Annotated in this window: 2 protein-coding genes; both read left to right on the top strand. The window is 39.4% G+C overall.

All coding sequences use genetic code 11. The annotated features are described in order from the left end of the window. A partial coding sequence (locus M595_RS27380; protein WP_040484771.1) for a glycosyl transferase occupies window positions 1-636 on the top strand: 636 nt, incomplete at its 5' end. 8 nt (window positions 637-644) lie between these two features. Next, on the top strand, window positions 645-1,607 hold the full coding sequence (locus M595_RS27385; protein WP_040484298.1) for a lysylphosphatidylglycerol synthase transmembrane domain-containing protein: 963 nt from the start codon (window positions 645-647) through the stop codon (window positions 1,605-1,607). Window positions 1,608-1,721 lie beyond the last annotated feature (114 nt).

Consider the following 1,721-nt stretch of genomic DNA (forward strand, 5'->3'; position numbering starts at 1 on the left):
GTGGTCGGGGCTAGACCTATTCGCCAAATCAAACATTTTTCCCCGAGTAAAAAGTTCTTGCAACAACTCGGAAGTTGGGTGGTTCGTGTAGCCAGTAGCACTAATATTCCTGATGCACCAAGCGGGTTTCGGGCGTTTAGTCGCAACGCGGCAATGCAAATTAATGTTTTTAATGAATATACTTATACCCTAGAAACAATTATTCAGGCTGGACAAAAGGGAATTGCAATTACTTCGGTTCCGGTTCGGACTAATCCCGATTTACGACCTTCTCGTTTAGTTAAAAGTATTCCCTCTTATATTAAACAGTCAATTTTCACGATTTTACGCATTTTTATGACCTACAGGCCGTTACGTTTTTTTGCGGTCTTTGGGAGTATTCCTTTTACTTTAGGATTTTTGTTGTGTGTGCGTTGGCTCGTGTTATTCTTTGAAGATATGACCCGAGCAAGAACACCGAGCTTGATTTTAGCGGCAATTTTAATCATCATTGGCTTCCAACTTTGGATGTTTGGTTTAGTGGCTGATGTCATGGCAGTTAACCGAAAAATTTTAGAAGATGTGCAGTTACGATTACGAAGATCTGAGTTTGAAAAGTTTACAAAATCTAAACAAAATCTAAGTAATACGGATTAATTGCAGTGATCAAGCGGCTTATTTCTATCGTCATCAGTTTGGGGATTTTGATTATTCTTTATTCCCAAATTGATCGTGTTGGTTTAGTTGAGATCTTTCAAAATTGCGATCGCCAATGGATGGTGATTAGTTTAGGAATGGTAATTCCGATTACTATGATCACAGCTTGGCGACTCCAACAACTCATGCCACAGGGAACAAGTTTGAGATTTACTGAGGCGAATCGTTTAATTTTAGCGGCCTCTGTACTGAATATGATCTTACCCTCGAAAATGGGGGATATTGTCAAGGCTTACTTCATGCAGCAACGGGGACATTTAAAGGGATCATTATCTTTATCTCTCGTTGTCTTTGAAAAGACTTGCGATCTGTTATCACTCTTGTTATGGTGTGTTCTAGGGTTAATCGTTTATCCTGAGAAAGATCTCTTATTCTGGACAATGACCATCGGTGTTAGTCTGGGCTTGATTGCTGGAGTGTTACTTTTAGGATATCGTCAACTTGCTGATTCCTTTTTCTTGTTTTGCCGAAAAATGGCATCCAAAAAAATGGGAGAAAAGCTCAAAAGCCTCCAAATTTCTTGGGGAGAGATGCACGATTATTTTTGGAGTGATAAAGGTCAACTGTTGAAAATTAGTGCAACTTCTATTTTTATTTGGTTTCTCCATTTATTGCAAATCTGGTTTTTTATACTTGCCTTAAATGCTTGGACTCCATTTTGGGTAAATTTAGCCCTTTCTCCCTTAGCAATTTTAGCCGGATTATTACCCTTAACCTTTGCTGGAGTTGGAACTCGCGACACTGCATTAGTCTTACTTTATCAACCCTATTTTGATGCTACAACAGCCGCAGCTTTGGGTTTACTCTGTACCTCCCGTTATTTCCTTCCTGCACTGGGTGGGCTTCCCTTTTTAGGACAGTATCTCACTCTAGCACGTCAGGGATCTAAATCTAATTTTTTTAGACATTAATGTAGTTATTTAGTAATGAAAAATCTTCGTATTGCTTGGCTTTTAACCTCCGCATTCTACTATTGGCATCCTCCCCTGACCGAGTTAGCGAAACTGTTTCCTGAAACAACAGCT

Source organism: Lyngbya aestuarii BL J, from assembly GCF_000478195.2.
GTDB classification, from domain to species: domain Bacteria; phylum Cyanobacteriota; class Cyanobacteriia; order Cyanobacteriales; family Microcoleaceae; genus Capilliphycus; species Capilliphycus aestuarii.